Origin of the sequence: Neisseria sp. P0022.S009, assembly GCF_051956675.1 — a bacterium.
Lineage (GTDB): Bacteria > Pseudomonadota > Gammaproteobacteria > Burkholderiales > Neisseriaceae > Neisseria.
Genome location: NZ_JBQCXE010000007.1, coordinates 1 through 16,949, shown reverse-complemented (window position 1 = coordinate 16,949; position 16,949 = coordinate 1). Strand labels below are relative to the sequence as shown.

At 48.6% G+C, this 16,949-nt stretch carries 17 protein-coding genes; 14 read left to right on the top strand and 3 right to left on the bottom strand.

The features are described from left to right. Window positions 1-59 precede the first annotated feature (59 nt). A complete protein-coding gene (locus ACTHUG_RS09455) occupies window positions 60-959 on the top strand; it encodes a hypothetical protein (RefSeq protein ID WP_265511163.1) in 900 nt (299 codons plus the stop codon). A gap of 2 nt (window positions 960-961) precedes the next feature. Beyond that, a complete protein-coding gene (locus tag ACTHUG_RS09450) occupies window positions 962-1,417 on the top strand; it encodes a hypothetical protein (protein WP_440385798.1) in 456 nt (151 codons plus the stop codon). 342 nt (window positions 1,418-1,759) lie between these two features. On the opposite strand, the gene ygfZ is transcribed toward ACTHUG_RS09450, so the two are convergent. The 3 genes from ygfZ to ACTHUG_RS09435 all read right to left on the bottom strand — a co-directional run bounded on the left by ygfZ (window position 1,760) and on the right by ACTHUG_RS09435 (window position 5,785). After that, window positions 1,760-2,617: a CAF17-like 4Fe-4S cluster assembly/insertion protein YgfZ gene (gene ygfZ / locus ACTHUG_RS09445; RefSeq protein WP_440385797.1), complete on the bottom strand. Its 858-nt coding sequence runs from the start codon at window positions 2,615-2,617 to the stop codon at window positions 1,760-1,762. A gap of 122 nt (window positions 2,618-2,739) precedes the next feature. Beyond that, window positions 2,740-3,303, bottom strand: coding sequence for a peptidylprolyl isomerase (locus tag ACTHUG_RS09440; RefSeq protein WP_004519955.1), 564 nt, complete (start codon window positions 3,301-3,303; stop codon window positions 2,740-2,742). 199 nt (window positions 3,304-3,502) lie between these two features. Then, window positions 3,503-5,785, bottom strand: a complete 2,283-nt coding sequence (locus ACTHUG_RS09435) for a TonB-dependent receptor (RefSeq protein WP_440385796.1) — start codon at window positions 5,783-5,785, stop codon at window positions 3,503-3,505. Between the two features lie 232 nt (window positions 5,786-6,017). On the opposite strand from ACTHUG_RS09435, the gene ACTHUG_RS09430 reads away from it, so the two are divergent. The 12 genes from ACTHUG_RS09430 to ACTHUG_RS09375 all read left to right on the top strand — a co-directional run bounded on the left by ACTHUG_RS09430 (window position 6,018) and on the right by ACTHUG_RS09375 (window position 16,855). Further along, window positions 6,018-7,784, top strand: coding sequence for an ABC transporter ATP-binding protein/permease (locus ACTHUG_RS09430; RefSeq protein WP_440385795.1), 1,767 nt, complete (start codon window positions 6,018-6,020; stop codon window positions 7,782-7,784). A gap of 146 nt (window positions 7,785-7,930) precedes the next feature. Continuing rightward, window positions 7,931-8,656, top strand: coding sequence for a glycosyltransferase family 2 protein (locus tag ACTHUG_RS09425; RefSeq protein ID WP_107737032.1), 726 nt, complete (start codon window positions 7,931-7,933; stop codon window positions 8,654-8,656). A gap of 4 nt (window positions 8,657-8,660) precedes the next feature. Further along, complete coding sequence (locus ACTHUG_RS09420; RefSeq protein WP_440385794.1) at window positions 8,661-9,590, top strand: LpxL/LpxP family acyltransferase; 930 nt, start codon at window positions 8,661-8,663, stop codon at window positions 9,588-9,590. 26 nt (window positions 9,591-9,616) lie between these two features. Beyond that, the gene (locus ACTHUG_RS09415) at window positions 9,617-10,054 is read left to right on the top strand and encodes an acyl-CoA thioesterase (RefSeq protein WP_440385793.1); all 438 of its coding nucleotides are present in this window, start codon (window positions 9,617-9,619) and stop codon (window positions 10,052-10,054) included. Between the two features lie 103 nt (window positions 10,055-10,157). After that, a complete protein-coding gene (locus tag ACTHUG_RS09410) occupies window positions 10,158-11,537 on the top strand; it encodes an MATE family efflux transporter (RefSeq protein WP_440385792.1) in 1,380 nt (459 codons plus the stop codon). Window positions 11,538-11,600: 63 nt separating this feature from the next. Then, window positions 11,601-12,374, top strand: coding sequence for an LEM-3-like GIY-YIG domain-containing protein (locus ACTHUG_RS09405; RefSeq protein WP_440385791.1), 774 nt, complete (start codon window positions 11,601-11,603; stop codon window positions 12,372-12,374). 46 nt (window positions 12,375-12,420) lie between these two features. Beyond that, window positions 12,421-13,461 carry a UDP-N-acetylmuramate dehydrogenase gene (gene murB / locus ACTHUG_RS09400; RefSeq protein WP_440385790.1) on the top strand — a complete coding sequence of 347 codons (1,041 nt, stop codon included), beginning with the start codon at window positions 12,421-12,423 and terminating at the stop codon, window positions 13,459-13,461. A gap of 18 nt (window positions 13,462-13,479) precedes the next feature. Further along, window positions 13,480-14,121 carry a TetR/AcrR family transcriptional regulator gene (locus ACTHUG_RS09395; RefSeq protein ID WP_036491149.1) on the top strand — a complete coding sequence of 214 codons (642 nt, stop codon included), beginning with the start codon at window positions 13,480-13,482 and terminating at the stop codon, window positions 14,119-14,121. An 89-nt stretch (window positions 14,122-14,210) separates the two neighbouring features. After that, window positions 14,211-14,984 carry an SDR family oxidoreductase gene (locus tag ACTHUG_RS09390; RefSeq protein WP_440385789.1) on the top strand — a complete coding sequence of 258 codons (774 nt, stop codon included), beginning with the start codon at window positions 14,211-14,213 and terminating at the stop codon, window positions 14,982-14,984. A 50-nt stretch (window positions 14,985-15,034) separates the two neighbouring features. Beyond that, window positions 15,035-15,607 carry a ubiquinone biosynthesis accessory factor UbiJ gene (locus ACTHUG_RS09385; protein ID WP_003746353.1) on the top strand — a complete coding sequence of 191 codons (573 nt, stop codon included), beginning with the start codon at window positions 15,035-15,037 and terminating at the stop codon, window positions 15,605-15,607. Window positions 15,608-15,633: 26 nt separating this feature from the next. Further along, window positions 15,634-16,524: an NAD(+) kinase gene (locus tag ACTHUG_RS09380; RefSeq protein ID WP_039863638.1), complete on the top strand. Its 891-nt coding sequence runs from the start codon at window positions 15,634-15,636 to the stop codon at window positions 16,522-16,524. 25 nt (window positions 16,525-16,549) lie between these two features. Further along, on the top strand, window positions 16,550-16,855 hold the full coding sequence (locus tag ACTHUG_RS09375) for a hypothetical protein (RefSeq protein WP_440385788.1): 306 nt from the start codon (window positions 16,550-16,552) through the stop codon (window positions 16,853-16,855). Window positions 16,856-16,949 lie beyond the last annotated feature (94 nt).

The following is a 16,949-nucleotide window of genomic DNA, read 5'->3' as shown; positions in this document are numbered from 1 at the left end:
GAAAGGTCGTCTGAATTATTTCAGACGACCTCTGTTATAAATTGTTTGAAGGTAAATAAATGCGTATTAGAAAAGGCCGTTATTTCCTCAGCCGAGTTGTAAAAATTAATCTTTCTCAGGAAAATTTGATAGATGCAATTTGTAATCCTGCAATTATCAAAGTTGGAAAATATAACTGGACAATAACGGATATGATAGACAAAAGGGATGATGAATCTTTACCTTTTATCTATGGTAGATTGGTTAAGTACGCTGATGATACTCAGGACGTAGTGGATGAATATAATCACACACAAGACCAGTCGATGACAGCAAACCTTGTCAAAGCATCTTCCCCATTTGTTTATTTACCTAGATTTTCTGGATTGTGTTTCTTGCATGTATATAACGGTATAGAATCCGAAACGTTTCCCCGTAGGTTTAAGAAAATTATAGAGGATGCTCGTAATTTAAAATATAACGATTTATTGATAGAGTGCGATGTAGATGCAATTTCTGACTACGCTTCTTTCCGTAATAAAATCATAATGATTAAAAAAATTACTCAAATTGAAGCTACCGTATCTCCCCCTAATCCTCTGTTTGGCAGAATTTGGAAATCTTTAAAAGAGACCTTGGAAAAAAGGAATACAAGTACACTTAGAATTAATGAGGAAAGCGAAAAAAGAGAAGGACTAAAAACAAATCTTCACGACTTGGTTAATAGTATTGAGAAAAATAATATATCTAATTACAAGCAAGAAGTTGCATTGCCTGATGCTGCTATTCTTATGGCAGCAGATGGTTACGGTACAGGAAAAGTTGCAGGGGAAGATAATAATGGAGAAATAATAGAAGTAAGGACTAGAGATGTACAAAAAAGTTTTCTATTTGAAAAAGATCCATCCCCGGATTTCTTAGCACGAAAAGCTAATGAAGAATTTATAAAAGTTAGTGAAGAAAGAAAAATGGAGCATTAAATTTGAAAGAATTTATTAGAACATTTTTTATTAGTTTTGAATTTCTTACAATTTTATTCAGTATATTTGTATATATATTTTTTGGAGAAGTCTTAGAGAATTTGTTAAAAACGATAGCATTAAACGAAGATATGCTTAAATATATTTTGCCCATTCCAGTTGCAATATTCTGCTGGATTTTTAAGGATGGGGGAAAATTTCTCCTTCGTGATACAGAGTATGCAAAAATATTGGTTCACTTAGAAGAATATAAAAAATTAAAAATATGTTTTTATGTTGGCTTTATTCATGCGGTATCTTCGTTAATAATATGTATTATTTCCGCAGTAACTTATCAAAAGACGGCATTGCATACAATAGCTTTTTGTTGCGGCGTGCTAGTTTTATCAATTGTTGCAATTAGCTTTTATCTCGCTCATGGGGAGATAAAAGACATTTTTGTTAAAAGCTCTTCATAATTGTGCATAAGATTGTTTTGCAAAATCAACGAACTCACAGCAAGTGTGGTTTTGAGTAAGCCGTAGCTTGCATTCCCATCAACCGCGTGCGTGGCTACGCCATACACCCTACCTGCGGGCGACGCAAACCTTAAGTTAAGGTGTAGGGTGTGTGCGGTACGCACGCACGCGGTTTTTGTTGCTACCGAATGATTCCAAACCATGCCGTAATCCAGTCAGCAGCAAACGCAGCTTGGGTCATGTACCAACAAAACTCAATATCAAAGGCCGTCTGAATTTCAGACGGCCTTTCTGTTTTCATTTCAAGCTGATATTTAAGCTTTTTATTCAATCATCTAACAATCAATCTTTCTCAACCGTAAAAAACAGTTCTTCCTGTTTCAAAGCATTACCGTCTGCATCGGTCAATGCTGCTTCTGCTGCGGAAAACTTGATAACAGCAAGGCTGAGGCTGCCTTGCTCAGTCAGTGCTGTGTTGAGGATGACGCCTGCTTCTTCTTCGCCGACTTTGACGACAATACCGGCGGCTTCCAAAGAATCGCCGCTTAATACGGCCAAACCGCGTTTGACTTGGCCTCGGTATTGGGCGCGGGCGATGATTTCTTGGCCGGGGTAGCAACCTTTACGGAAATGGACTGCGCCGATGATGTGTTGGTTGAGCATTTGGGCAACAGCCGCTTCTTTGGTTGCAGCGCAAATCCACGGATAGCCGCTGCGGATTTCGTGCAGGTTCCACGCGTTTTCGGCTCCTGCTTGATATTCGGCTGCGTTTTCGGCTGCTGAAATTTTCAGACGGCCTGTGTGCGGCAAGGTAATTTCTACGGTGTTTGCTTGAATTTGGGCTGGGAAAGACAGTTGCGGTTCGGCAGCGGGATGAGGCTCTGCATTGTCTGCCAACTCGCCGCTGACTGCTAAATCAGGCATAAGCTCGAAGACGACTTTTGCACGCAAGACAAACATTCTCAGGCGTTTGACGATGGCTTCGGTCAAATCTTGAGCCATGACCAACAGTAAATCTTCTCCGCGATTGATGACCAGCATATTCGCCAACACACGGCCTTTAGGCGTATTGTATGTGGCGTAACATGCCTGACCGGAAGCTAAATTATTAATATCGTTGGATAATTGGCCATGAAGAAATGATGCTCTGTCTTCACCGCTGACACGGACAACGCCGAAAAAAGGCAGGTGGGTTTGCATAATCGACTCCTTAAATAGTAGATGCTGAATTATCTCCCAAATTGCCGCTTATTATCAAATAAATAAATTCAGGCCATCTGAATGTTTCAGACGGCCTGTTGTTTGGATTCAAGCAATCAAAATTATTTGATGCTGACTTTGCGGATAATCACGGCTTCGGTCGGTACATCTTGATGGAAACCGCGTGTCGCTGTTTTCACTTTGCTGATTTTACGGACAACGTCCATGCCGGAAGTGACTTTACCGAAAACGGCATAGCCGTAGCCTTGAGGGGTTTTGCTTTTGAAATTCAAAAAGTCGTTGTCGGCCGTATTGATAAAGAACTGGCTGGTTGCGGAATTCGGATCGCCGGTGCGCGCCATGGCGATGGTGCCGACATTATTTTTCAGGCCGTTGTCTGCTTCGTTGTTGATGGCTTTATCGGTGGACTTTTGAACCATTTTCTCGGTAAATCCGCCGCCTTGAATCATAAAATTGTCGATAACGCGGTGGAAAATCGTGTTGTCGTAAAAACCTTTTTTGGCATAATTGACAAAGTTTGCCACGGTTTTCGGCGCTTTGACTTCATCCAACTCCAGTTGGATGTTGCCCATATTGGTTTCAATCACGGCATGGGTAACCGCTTGCGCTTGCACGGAGAGTGAGAGTGCGAGGGCGCACAGGGTCAGTTTGATGGATTTTTTCATATGTCTTCTCGAATGATGTATTGTGAAAATGGAATATTAACCTTGTTTCGCGTGAAATCCATAAAAAACATGTAAGATTTTTCAAGCAAAAAACATAAGGCAATCAAATCAGGCCGTCTGAAAAGGGATAAAAAACAAATTCTTGCTTTTTATCATTCCCTTTCAGACGGCCTGCTATTACGGTCAAACCAAAATCAGATTAGAAATCCAATTCCGCTTTCAGCCAATAAGTGCGCGGCATACCGGCGACGGCGAAGCTGCGGTCGAATTGGCCGCGCTGAACCTGCCAGTAGTTTTTGTTGAACAGGTTTTCTACCGAGCTGCTGACGGTCAAAGTATTTTTACCAAGCTTGGTTTTGTAGCGCGCGCCTACGTCAACCAAGGTGTAGGACGGGAAGGCGTATTGTTTTTGCGTGTCTTGGTAAGACTTGCCGAAATATGAAACATTGCTGTTCAAGGTCAAGCCTTTAGCAAACGGGGTATCCCACTCGACACCTGCTTTGGCAATTACGCGCGGATTGGCGACTTGTACGCCGTTTACCAGCATATCGCGTGAATTTGGGTAGTCTTTCACGGTCGATTGCAGATACATCAGGCCCAAAGTCGGACGCAAAGTATTGTTGAGCAAGTTCGCGTAGGTGTTGAACTCAATACCGCGGCTACGCTCCATGCCTTGCTCGTCGCCGGCTGCGCCGCCCAAAGCTTTATACGCTGCGAAGTCTGTTTTGCCGGTGGTAGAACCGCGCCAGTAACCCGGACGTTTGATTTGGAACGCGTTTAACGTGGTCACGAAATTACCCCAGTTTTTACGCACACCCACTTCAAACTGACGGCTGACACGCGGTTTGGACATGGTGGTATTGCCGTCATCGTCGGTTTTGATATCGGCAGGCTCCAAGTCTTCCATATAGTTGCCGTATACCACCAAATCGGGCTGCGGCACCCATGCAGCCATCAACATCGGACTGAAGCGTTTGGCATCGCCGCTTTGTCCTGCTTTTTTATCGGTATATTCAACCGCTTGGAAACGACCGCCCAAAGTCAGACGGTATTTGTTGTCGGCAAAACCCAGTGTGTCAGACAAAGCCAAGCTGTTGACTTTGATATTGGCATCAAGATTGGCAGAGCTTTCCCAATCGGTTGCATAGTCCGGTTGGAAAGAATCAAGTTGCGCTGCAATATCGCCGCTTGCAGAAATTTTCGCACTGCTGCTACCTGCTGACAAACCGCGCGTAGTGGCGCGTTGACGGATAACGCGGTCAAAAGCCGTACTCCAGTTGTGCGTTACAGGGCCGGTTTCAAATTCGCCTCGCGCAGACAGGTTCATGCTTAAAGTGCGGAAGTATTGGTCGGTCAGACGGGCCGTACCGGTGTTGTAGTCATAGTTGCGGGCCGTTACTTTGCCGCTGGCGTTTGTGTTTTGCGCATCGGTACAAGTACTGGTGGCATTCAAACATACAGTAGGGGAAATCAGCGTACCGTAATAACGCGCTTTGTTGTAGCCGATACCGCCTGTAATCTGTGCATTGTCAAACGCATCCCATTCAAACGTCAGCATATTGGTTTGGCCGACGGTGTTTTGCCAGTTCCAAGAAGGCAGCAGGTTGGTTTTACCGTCAGGTGCGTCAAACAAGCGGCCGTTGGCGTTTTGAATATCCTGAATACGTGCGCGGCCACCGTTGGTTTTGCGTTTCGCGTAGATGGAATCGAATGCCATACGCAGTTTTTCGCCGCGATAATCGGCATTCAAGGCAAATTCTTTGTTGTCTTCGCTGTAACCGTGGCGCGGGGTGTCGCCGTGGCGCAGTTTACCGTTGGCGCGTACGCCGAATTCTTTGTTTTCGCCGAAGCGTTGGCCCAAGTCGAACGTACCTTGGGCGCGATTGTTGCTGAACCAGCCCAAACCGATTTTGCGGTTGCCTTCGTCGGCGGCTTTTTTGGTTTCGATATTGACGGAACCGGATACCGCGCCTTCAGGGTCCATGCCGTTTACGGCGGTGGACGCACCTTTAATCAGTTGCGCGGAGCCGACTTGCACGCTGGCCGTACCTTGCGTACCGTACATGCCCGCCAAACCATTGACGCTGAATTGGCGCGCATCAAGTTGGTAACCGCGGAAGTACAGACCGGTCAAAGTATTGCTTTCGCCGCCAAACTGCCAAGTCGAAGCGTCTTTTTTCGCTACGGCATCCACCAAAGTACGCGCTTCGGTGTTGTTGAGGGCTTTTTCGTCGTAATTGACCACGGTAATCGGCGCGGTAAAGGCATTGGCTTTACCCAATACGCCCAAATTCACACGGTCGCGCATATCGCCGTCGCTGGCAATAGAATACGAGCGTGCGGCCTTCACGCGTTTGGCGTCGGCGTGGACTTTGACTTCCTGCACTTCTGCATGGGCTTCGGGAGCAGGGGTGGCTTCATCGGCGGCGTAGGCGAATGCGCTTGCAACCACAAGCGGCATCAGGGCTAATTTGCTGTTCATAAATTCCTTCTGAGTTGAAATATTAATAATTCTTATATCGGGTAAAAAATTACAAAGTAATTTAGCTTTGCGATTATATTTGATAAGATTCCTACTTTCCACAAAAACAAATAAGAACTGTTTGTAAATACAAAAATACAACAGTTTGAAAAACTATTTTCATAGTGATCATAATTCAATAAATTCGCCGTCCTTTCAGACGGCCTTTACGACCCTTTCAGAGAATACACCCATGCAAAAATGGCAAACCGAGCTTTATTCCTCACCGTCTTGGCTGGTGCAGACCTTGTTGATGGTCGCCGCAGCTTCGGCGGTGATTCTGTTTTTTGCACGCAACACGCGTTTCGGGCGCGAGTTCAGCTATATTCTGCGCCTTTGCCTGACGCCCAAAAGTGCAGTTAAAGTATTGCTGCTGATTACGGCGATGATTACGCTGCTGCTGACCGAAGTGCGGTTGAATGTTTTGAGTACCTTTATGTCCAAAGGGCTTTACGACTCAATGCAGGATTTGAATGCCTCCGCGTTTTGGATGTTTGCGGCGATGAATGCAGGCGTGGTGTTGATACGGGCGTTTAACAACGTCGTCAACGACTTTCTCGATCAAGGCTTGGCGATTAAATGGTCGGAGCGGCTCAATAAAGTTTTGACTTCGCGCTGGCTTGCCGACAAAAACTACTACCGCCTGCAAATGCGCCGTCATGCGCCGGACAATATCGACCAGCGTATCCAACAGGACGCGCAGGAATTCATCGCTTCGACCATCGAATTTGTGCGCGGCATGGTCAATTCGGTCGTTACCTCGCTGGAATTTGCCGTTGTTTTGTGGGGCTTGGCGGGCATCCTGACCGTGTTCGGCTTCGATATTCCGCACGGCATCGTTTGGTTTGTCTATATGTTTGTGATTTTGGCGACCTTTATCGCCATGTGGATAGGCAACCCTTTGATTCGTTTTAATTATGAAAACGAAAAACTCAACGGCGACTACCGTTATTCCCTTGTCCGCGTGCGCGACCATGCGGAAAGCGTCGCGTTTTACAACGGCGAAAAATACGAACACGAACAGCTTGCCGACCGCTTCAAAGCCATCATCCGCAACCGTTGGCGCATCGCGCGGCAAAGCGTCTGCCTGAGCGGCTTTAACGATATGTTTACCAACGGCATCAAGCTCTTCCCCATTATTTTGCAAGCCCCGCGCCTGTTTGCCGGACAAATCAAAATCGGCGACATCCAGCAGACCGTCCAAGCCTTCGCACGACTGCAAAGTGCGCTGTCTTTCTTTCGAATGTTCTATGACAAGTTCACCGCCTACCGCGCCCGATTGGAGCGTCTGTACGGCTTTTTGCTGAGCACGGAAGAAAAACACGCCGCACAACAACCTGAGCTTACCGAAGTTTCAGACGGCCTGATCTTAGAAAACGTTGCCCTATACCGCCACAACGGCGAAGTTTTATTAGACGGCATCAACATCAACCTTAAAAGCGGCGATTCCCTGTTGATACGTGGCCCGAGCGGTTGCGGCAAGACTTCCCTTCTGCGCGCGCTGGCAGGTCTTTGGCCTTTCGGCAGCAGCGGTAAAGTCAGCCATCCGCCGCACCAAGACATCCTTTTCCTGCCGCAACGCCCCTACACGGCGCAAGGCAGTCTGCGCGATGCGATTTGTTACCCCGACATTGACCATCATCACCCCGAGTTAGCCGAAGCCATGAATACCTGCCGCTTGGACTACCTGGTGGACAAATTGGATAAAACCGACGACTGGCAGCACAAACTCTCGCCGGGCGAGCTGCAACGCGTCGCCTTCGTCCGCGCCCTGCTCTCGCAGCCTAAAGTCATCCTACTCGACGAAGCCACTGCTGCCTTGGACGAACCGACCGAAGCCATGCTCTACCGTGCTTTAAAACAAAAACTGCCCGACACCATCATCATCAGCATCGGACACCGCAGCACGCTCAACGAGTTCCATGATTTATGCCTTGATGTCGGTTATGTACAATGCTGAATTAAGGGCATACCAAAGGCCGTCTGAAACAGTGAAAAACGAAATCTAACGATTTTGTCATCGCCGTTTCAGACGGCCTTTTCAAACGCTATGGCATGTTTATTTGCTATACTCTGCATTGTGTTAACGTCGCCTAAAGAATATTGATGAAAACCCTGGCCCTCATTCCACATTACAACCACCCGACCACCATCAGCTACGTTGCCGAAACCATGCGCGGCTTCGGTTTAAACGTTTTAATTGTGGACGACGGTTCACGCGAAGAATGCAAACCTGTATTGCAGGCTTTGGTTTCAGACGGCATCGATGTCCTTTACCGCCCTATCAACGGCGGCAAAGGCGCAGCGGTCAAAACCGGCTTGGAATACGCCGAAGAGCATGGTTATACCCACGTCTTGCAGGTTGATGCAGACGGCCAACACTGCTTAAACGACACACCCAAACTCCTTGCCGCTGCGGAACAAAATCCCGAAGCCGTTGTCTGCGGTTGGCCGCAATACGGCGACGACGCGCCCAAAGCACGGCTTTACGGACGCAAAATTACCGACTTTTGGAATATGCTGCACACTTGGTCATGCGACATCAAAGATGGCATGTGCGGCTTCCGCCTCTATCCGCTTGCACCCGCGCTATCCGTCGTCCGCGAAGAAACCGTAGGCGACCGTATGGACTTCGATACGGAAATCCTTATCCGCCTGTACTGGCGCGACGTCAAACCGGTTTGGATTAAAACACCCGTCCAATACGCCGCCGACGGCGTGTCCCACTTCGATGCCTTTGCCGACAATGTCCGCATCAGCAAAATGCACACACGGCTGTTTTTCGGTATGTTGAAACACCGATTGGGCAAAGTTTTCGGAAAGGCCGTCTGAAACCATGACCGACCATAAACAAACCCATTGGGCGGCGCAGCCCGAACGCGGCAGCCGCTTGTTTCTCGCCCTGACCACGCTGATGGTGCGCCATCTGCCGGCCTTTTTGATGAAGCCGTGCATTTGGTTTGTGGTGCTGTATTTTTATGCAACCGCGCCCAAACCGCGCCGTCATGTCTTACGCTATCAAACCCGTCTTCAGACGGCCTTTCCCCATACCGTCCTGCCGAAACACAGCGTATTCAAACAATTCGTCGCATTTGGCGAAGCGGTTTGCGACCGTTTTGCCGTGTGGCAACGCAAAATCCGTTATGAAGATTTGGTGATTGAAGATCCGGACGACATCTATTCGCAAGTCAAGCGTAACGAACGCGGCCAGATTTTTGCCTGTTCGCACTTAGGCAATACCGAAGTTTGCCGTGCGCTGGTGTCGCACCATAAAGATTTCAGACTCAATGTATTGGTGCACAGCAAACACGCGCAGGCATTTAACGAGGCATTGCAAAAAGCCGGCGCAGAACATATCCGCCTGATTCAGGTAACCGATTTGGACACTACCCTGATGATGGAATTGAACCGCCGTATCGAAGACGGCGAATGGATTGCCATCGCGGCCGACCGAGTACCTGTACGCGGCGAGAAAACCGCCGACATTAATTTCTTAGGCCACACGGCCCCTATGCCGCAAGGCGCATGGCTATTGGCTTCGCTTTTAAAAACGCAGGTAAACACGCTGTTTTGCGTCAAACAAAACGGCCGCTATCATTTGAAATTGCGCCGCTTTACCGATACTTCCAGCTGGAAACGCGGCAACCGTGAGGCTGCCGTTAAGGATGCAATGCAGGGTTTTGCCGACATTTTGGCGCAAGAATGTGCGCAAAATCCGCTACAATGGTTCAATTTTTATGATTTTTGGGGCGAAGACGCCGTCTGAAACCATCACACTCACTTTTTTAAGCCATGAAAAAACACATCTATTGCCAACACAGCTTTGAAACCGAAGTTCCTTTTTTTGACGTAGATGCCATGCACATCGTGTGGCACGGCAACTATGTCAAATACCTTGAAACCGCACGTTGCGCTTTTCTGTCTTCCATCGGTTATGACTACAACGAAATGGGGCGGCAGGGGTACAGCTGGCCGATTGTGCAGATGAACCTCAAATACATCCGCCCTGCCCGTTTCGGCCAAAAAATCCGCGTTGATATGGACATTGTCGAAATCGAAAGCTGCCTGCGTATCGATTACACCATTTACGATGCCGAAACCAATGAAAAGCTGACCCGCGCTTCGACTACCCAAGCCGCAGTTTCGCTTTCAGACGGCCTGATGCAGTTTCAAACGCCGGACAGCTGGTTGGAAGCCGTCAAAAGACATCCGACATTTAAGACCGTCTGAAAAATTTAACGATTAAACCAATCTTTGTCTGTGTACAAACATTACCCTTTATAATTTTAAATTTCCGTTTTCAGACGGCCTTTGTCCTCAAACCGCACACATTATGCTACTGAACCTCAACCGCTTTGCCTTTCCTGTTTTCTTAAAAGAAACCCGCCTGCTTACCGCCCTCGCCCTGCCCATGCTGTTGGCGCAAGTGGCGCAAGTGGGCATTGGTTTTGTCGATACAGTAATGGCCGGCGGCGCAGGCAAGGAAGATTTGGCCGCAGTGGCTTTGGGCAGCAGCGCGTTTTCTACGATTTACATTACCTTTATGGGCGTGATGGCGGCGTTGAACCCGATGATTGCCCAGTTGTACGGCGCGGGTAAAACCGAAGAAGTCGGCAAAACAGGAATGCAGGGCATTTGGTTTGGCTTGTGTTTGGGCGTATTCGGCATGTTGTTGATGTGGGCGATGATTACGCCGTTCCGTCATTGGCTGACATTGAACGATTATGTCGAAGACACGATGGCGCAATATATGTTCTTCACCAGCTTGGCAATGCCGGCCGCCATGATACACCGCGCCCTGCACGCTTATGCCTCCAGCTTGAACCGTCCGCGCGTGATTATGTTGGTCAGCTTTGCGGCGTTTGTGTTGAATGTGCCGCTGAACTATGTGTTCGTTTACGGCAAATTCGGTATGCCTGCTTTGGGCGGCGCAGGTTGCGGCGTGGCAACGGCAGCGGTATTTTGGTTCAGCGCATTGGCTTTGTGGCTTTATATCGCCAAAGAAAAATTCTTCCGCCCGTTTGGTTTGACGGCAAAAATCGGCAAACCAGATTTGACGGCTTTCAAACAGATTTGGAAAATCGGCGCCCCCATCGGCTTGTCTTATTTTTTAGAAGCCAGCGCGTTTTCGTTTATCGTCTTTTTGGTGGCACCATTCGGCGAGGATTATGTCGCCGCGCAACAAGTCGTCATCAGCCTGTCGGGTATTTTGTATATGGTTCCGCAAAGCGTCGGCTCGGCAAGCACGGTACGCGTTGGCTTTTCGCTCGGGCGGCGCGATTTTTTGCGGGCGCGTTATATTTCAGGCGTTTCATTGGTGTTGGGCTGGATGCTTGCTGCCTGCACCGCGCTGCTCTTGGTCATCTTTCGCTTTCAGTTGGCCGGTATGTACACCAACGATGCGGCAGTATTAGGCATTGCCGCGACTGTTTTATTTTTCGCCTCCCTATTCCAATTGGCAGACGCCACCCAATGTATCGCTTCATATGCGCTGCGCGGCTATAAAGTGACCAAAATGCCGATGTTCATCCATGCCGTGGCTTTCTGGGGTTGCGGCCTGTTGCCCGGCTACCTGCTTGCCTATTATGCCGATATGGGCATTTACGGCTTCTGGACCGCGCTGACCGTTTCACTGACGATTGCCGCCATTGCATTGGTATGGTGCTTGGAGCTTTGCAGTAAAGAGAGGGTCAGATCGCATAAGGCCGTCTGAAATTTCTTTCAGACGGCCTCCATTGATATTTCATTTACGGCTTATTCACTCTTAAGGAAAAAAATGTTTTCAACTCCCATTATAGAAAAACTTGCTTACTATGTTTATTGCTTGATTGACCCTAGAGACGGCAATATTTTCTATGTAGGAAAAGGCGTGGGCAATCGCGTTTTCCATCATGCCCTAGGTTCATTACAAGAAACAGAAAAGCCAAGTGATAAAATTGCTTTGATTAGGGAAATACATAAAAGCGGAAACCAGCCCGTGTATTACATTCTGCGGCACAACATCCAAACAGACAAACAGGCTTTTGAATATGAAGCAATGGCAATAGACCTACTCTCCCTAGTCAAGCCGAGCCAGCAGCCGCTGACTAATATTCAAGGGGGTGCGCATTCTTCAGAAGTAGGATTAATGAGTTTGTCGGAATTAAAACGAAAGTATGATGCTCAAGAATTAAAAACTGATAAACCCATTGTTTTAATTACGATTAATAACGAATATGAGAAACTAAAAAAAGGCATTAGATCTGGGAATATTCCTGAAGCCAATAGGGATAAGGAAATTTACGAACGCACACGGAAATATTGGAAAATCGGAAGCCGACGTGAAAAAGCAAAATATGCAGTTGCAGTCTATCGCGGCTGGACATTGGCAGTGTATGAAATCGAAAGATGGATTTCTGCCGACGATATTATTCAAGGCCGTTGGATGTTTGAAGGCAAGTCGTTACCAGAAGGCTCCGACATTTATGAAGAAATCGTGAATAAGCTGACCTATTCTTCCCAAGAAAATTATAAAGCGCCCCAAAACCCCATTACCTATCGTAATTGTTAAATAGTAAGTTTTCAGACGACCTGAATCCACAAAATCACAAATCATCATGCAACCCATCCAATACCAAACCGACCTTACCCCTTACAACACTTTCGGCCTCAAAGCCCAAGCTCAAGCCTTTATCGCACTCGAACACGCCGACGAGTTGCGCGACATCGTCCGGCTGCCCGAGTTCGACCGAGATACTGTTTTATGGCTCGGCGGCGGCAGCAATATCCTTTTGATGGAAGACTACGCCGGTCTGGTTGTGCATATGGAAAACAAGGGAATACGCAAAATTGAGCGTTCAGACGGCCTGGTTTATATCGAAGCGCAGGCCGGGGAAATTTGGCATGATTTTGTTTTGCATACGGTTGGACTGGGTTTGAGCGGACTGGAAAACCTCAGCCTGATTCCGGGTACGGTCGGCGCATCTCCGGTACAAAACATCGGCGCATACGGCGTTGAAGTCAAAGATGTTATCCATAGCGTACGCTGCTTTGATTTGAATACAGAAACCTTTGTCGAGCTTTCCAATGCCGATTGCGATTTTGCTTATCGTGAAAGCCTGTTCAAACAGGAAGGCAAAGGGCGTTATGTGATTGTTTCGGTTGTATTTGCGTTAAAAGAGCATTTTGTGCCGAACTTGGGCTATGGCGATTTGGCGGCCGCGGTTGCCCAGCTGAGCCAAGGCCGCGAGGCGACGGCCAAAGATGTTTCCGATGCGGTGTGTGCAATCCGCAACAGTAAACTGCCTAATCCTAACGTACTTGGTAATGTCGGCAGTTTCTTTAAAAACCCAGTTGTCAGCGCTGAAAAAGCGGCCGATTTGTTGCAGCAATACCCCAATATGCCACGCTATCCGCAGCCTGACGGTTCGGTCAAACTCGCGGCCGGCTGGCTGATTGACCAATGCCGTCTGAAAGGCCATCAGATCGGCGGTGCGGCCGTGCATGACAGGCAGGCTTTGGTTTTGGTGAATAAAAACAACGCGTCCGCGCAAGATGTCCACCAGCTGGCGCAATATGTTTGTAATACAGTATTTACTCAATTTCAGGTAGAATTACACGCAGAACCCAACTGGCTGCCGACTTCATACAGCCTATAAAACAAAGGAGTGTATCCCATGCCGCGCATTGCTAAAGTCAACACTTACACACGAATCATCAATGCCAGCCTCGCCTTGTTCAACGAAGAAGGCGAGCGCAATATCAGCACCAACCACATTGCCGCCCACTTGGGCATCAGCCCGGGCAACCTCTACTACCATTTCCGCAACAAAGACGAAATCATCGTCCAATTATTCAAGCGTTACAGCGAGGCCCTGCTTGCCTATCTTAACGAAGCCGTGTTGCCGTCTAATGTCGAAGACTCCATTAACTACATGGCCGGTATTTATGATGTGATGTGGGAATACCGTTTCCTTTTCAGCGATGTGAATACCCTGCTTGCCCGCAGTGCCGAATTATTGGGCGAACACAATACCTTTACCCAAGCCAAAGTGTCCCCACTGTTGGTTAACCTGCTGACCCAGCTCAACGGGCTGAACATCATCAGCGCAGACCAAACCGCCATGAACGACCTTGCCGTCAATATGTGGATGGTGACGAAATACTGGTTCGACTTCGACAGCTCCCTGCGCGGCCGCGCCAAGTTGACCGAAGATTCCAAAGTACGGGGCATCAGCCGCACACTCAGCCTGTTGCGCCCTTACCTCCTGCCGGAACACCGTGCCGAATTCGACCAAAAAATCGGCAGCAACCATTAATTTTTCCATACAAAGGCCGTCTGAAAACGTGGCTTTAACCAAGTTAAAGCTATTTTCAGACGGCCTGTTAATTTTCGGATGCTTTATTTATGCACCTTCCCGATATTTCCATTCTCGGCTTAGGCTATCTCGGCCTACCGCTGGCACAAAAATTTTACGAGCAAGGCAGTCAGGTAGCCGCCGTCAAACGCAATCTAACCTCCGACGACATTAATCTGCCGATTGAGCTCGACATCATCGATTTGAATCAAGACGATCTTTTTCACAGTTCGGCCTTGTGGCAAAACCACATCAACAAGCCGACATGGTTTTGCCTGCTTCCGCCTTCGTCATTAAACCATTACGCCGATACCCTGAAAAAATGGATTCAGCTTGCCGAGCGATGCAAGGTACAACACATCATCTTTACCGGCAGCACCAGCGTATATGGCAACCAAGTACGCGTATGCGATGAAACCACGCCGCCCGATCCGCAAACCGAATCCGCCCGTCAAATCCTCGCGGTTGAGCAAGCCTTGCTGGAAAGTGCCGTCCCCCATATCGACATACTGCGACTGGGCGGGCTTTACTCTGCCGACCGTCACCCCGTTACCAAACTGGTTCGGAAAACACGCATTCAAGGCGGCAATCAACCCGTCAATATCCTTCATAAAGACTTGGCCGTCCAAATCCTTTTTCAGACGGCCTGCCAAGCAGACGGCAAACGTATCCGCAATATTGTCGAACCCCGCCACCCAAGCCGGGGCGAATTTTATACTGCCGAAGCGGCCAAACTCGGGCTGCCGGCTCCTGATTTCATCGTTGATGATGAAAGCAACGGCAAAATTGTAAATACCGTTTGCGCAGACGGGCTAAGCCTGTAAAATTGCGACTCAATCCATTCATCCGTTTCAGACGGCATTTAGAGTAAACCATGTCCGCCCTATTTCCCATTATCAACCACCTGATACAGCAAAATCCGGAGCAACAGCGCGAGCTGTCTGAATTTGCAGGCAGCATCATCTGCATCAGCCTGACCGGTTTCAGACTGACCGGACGCATCAGCGAACAAGGTTTTCTTGAAACCGCAAACGACACCGCCGACACCAACATCACATTCCACAACAGCGCCATCCAAAAAATCCTCCAAGGCGGCCAGCCCGGCGTGGGCGATATCAGCCTCGAAGGCGACTTGGTATTGGGCATGTCCGTCCTTCCTATTTTGGGTGGACTGCGCTATTATCCGAGCGAAGATTTGGCGCGTGTATTCGGTCATGTGGCCGCAGAAAGCATCAGCTCGCGTGCCGGCGACATCGGCCGCACCATGAAAAAAATCGGCAAAAGCATTGCCGAGCAAATCAGCGACTTTTCACGCGAACCAGAATCCCCTGTTATCGACCAAGCCACGCTTGCCGCATGGCTGGAAGAAGTGGACAAACTGCGCGACGACGTTGCCCGCTTAAACGAACGCCTCGACCGCCTCGAGCGCGATATCTGGATAGATTAAATACTTAATTTCAGACGGCCTATTACATGAAAAGCCCATTTAAAAACATCGGTATCGTTACGCGTCCCAATACACCCGAGATTCAAGATACCGTCCACACATTGGTTTCTTTTCTACGCGAAAACGGCTTTACCATCTATCTGGATGAATTGAGCGTAGAAGAACACTGCGTCTATATCCAAGATTCCGCCTACTGCGAAACCGTCAACAAAGCCCAGCTGGGCAAATACTGCGACCTCGTCGTTGTACTCGGCGGCGACGGTACCTTCCTCTCCGCCGCCCGTGAAGTCGCCCCGCGCGCCGTACCCATCATCGGCATCAATCAAGGCCACTTGGGCTTTCTCACCCAAATCTCGCGCGACACCATGGTTGAAGGCATCCGCCCCGTACTAGAGGGCAAATATCTGCCCGAAGAACGCATCCTCATCGAAGCCAGCATCATTCGTGACGGCGAAACCATCGAACGCGCCCTCGCCCTCAACGACACCGTACTGTCTCGTGGCGGCGCAGGCCAAATGATCGAATTTGAAGTCTTTATCAATCAAGAATTTGTCTATACCCAACGTTCGGACGGCCTGATTATTTCCACACCGACAGGTTCGACCGCCTACGCGCTTGCCGCCGGCGGCCCCATCATGCAGGCCGGTCTGCACGCCTTCACACTCGTGCCCATCTGCCCGCAATCCATGACCAACCGCCCGATTGCCATCTCCGACACCAGCGTGATCGAAATCCTCATTACCAAAAGCGGCGACGCACGCGCACATTTTGACGGACAATCCCATATCGACGTGCAAAACTTCGACCGCATCATCATCCGCCGCTATCACAACCCCTTGCGCGTCCTCCATCCCACCGATTACCAATACTTCAAAACCCTGCGCCAAAAGCTGCATTGGGGCGAACAATTGATTTAAAACCACTTCAATAAATAGGCTGACCATGAAAACCATTTCCCAAACCTTAATCATCGCGCTGTGCGCCCTTTCCTCCCTCTCCGTCTCCGCACACGGCATGCACAAAAGCAAACCCTTGTCCTTTGAAGAATTGCCGAAAATCTGCCAGCAATACTTTACCCGTGCGGATGCGTGTTACCAAAAAGCAGGCAATAAAGCATCGTTTCAACGCGACAACACAAAATACCTGCGCCAAATCCTGCCTGCTGCCGACGTAGGCCAACGTGAACGCATGTGCCAAATTGCCATGGATACATTCGCCGAAAAAACAAAAAACTTGAGCTGTGAATAAAGACCTCTGTCTTAGCTCTAACAATTTTTGATTTCATAAAAAGGCCGTCTGAAACATTGGATTGTTTCAGACGGCCTTTTTAATATTTTATAAC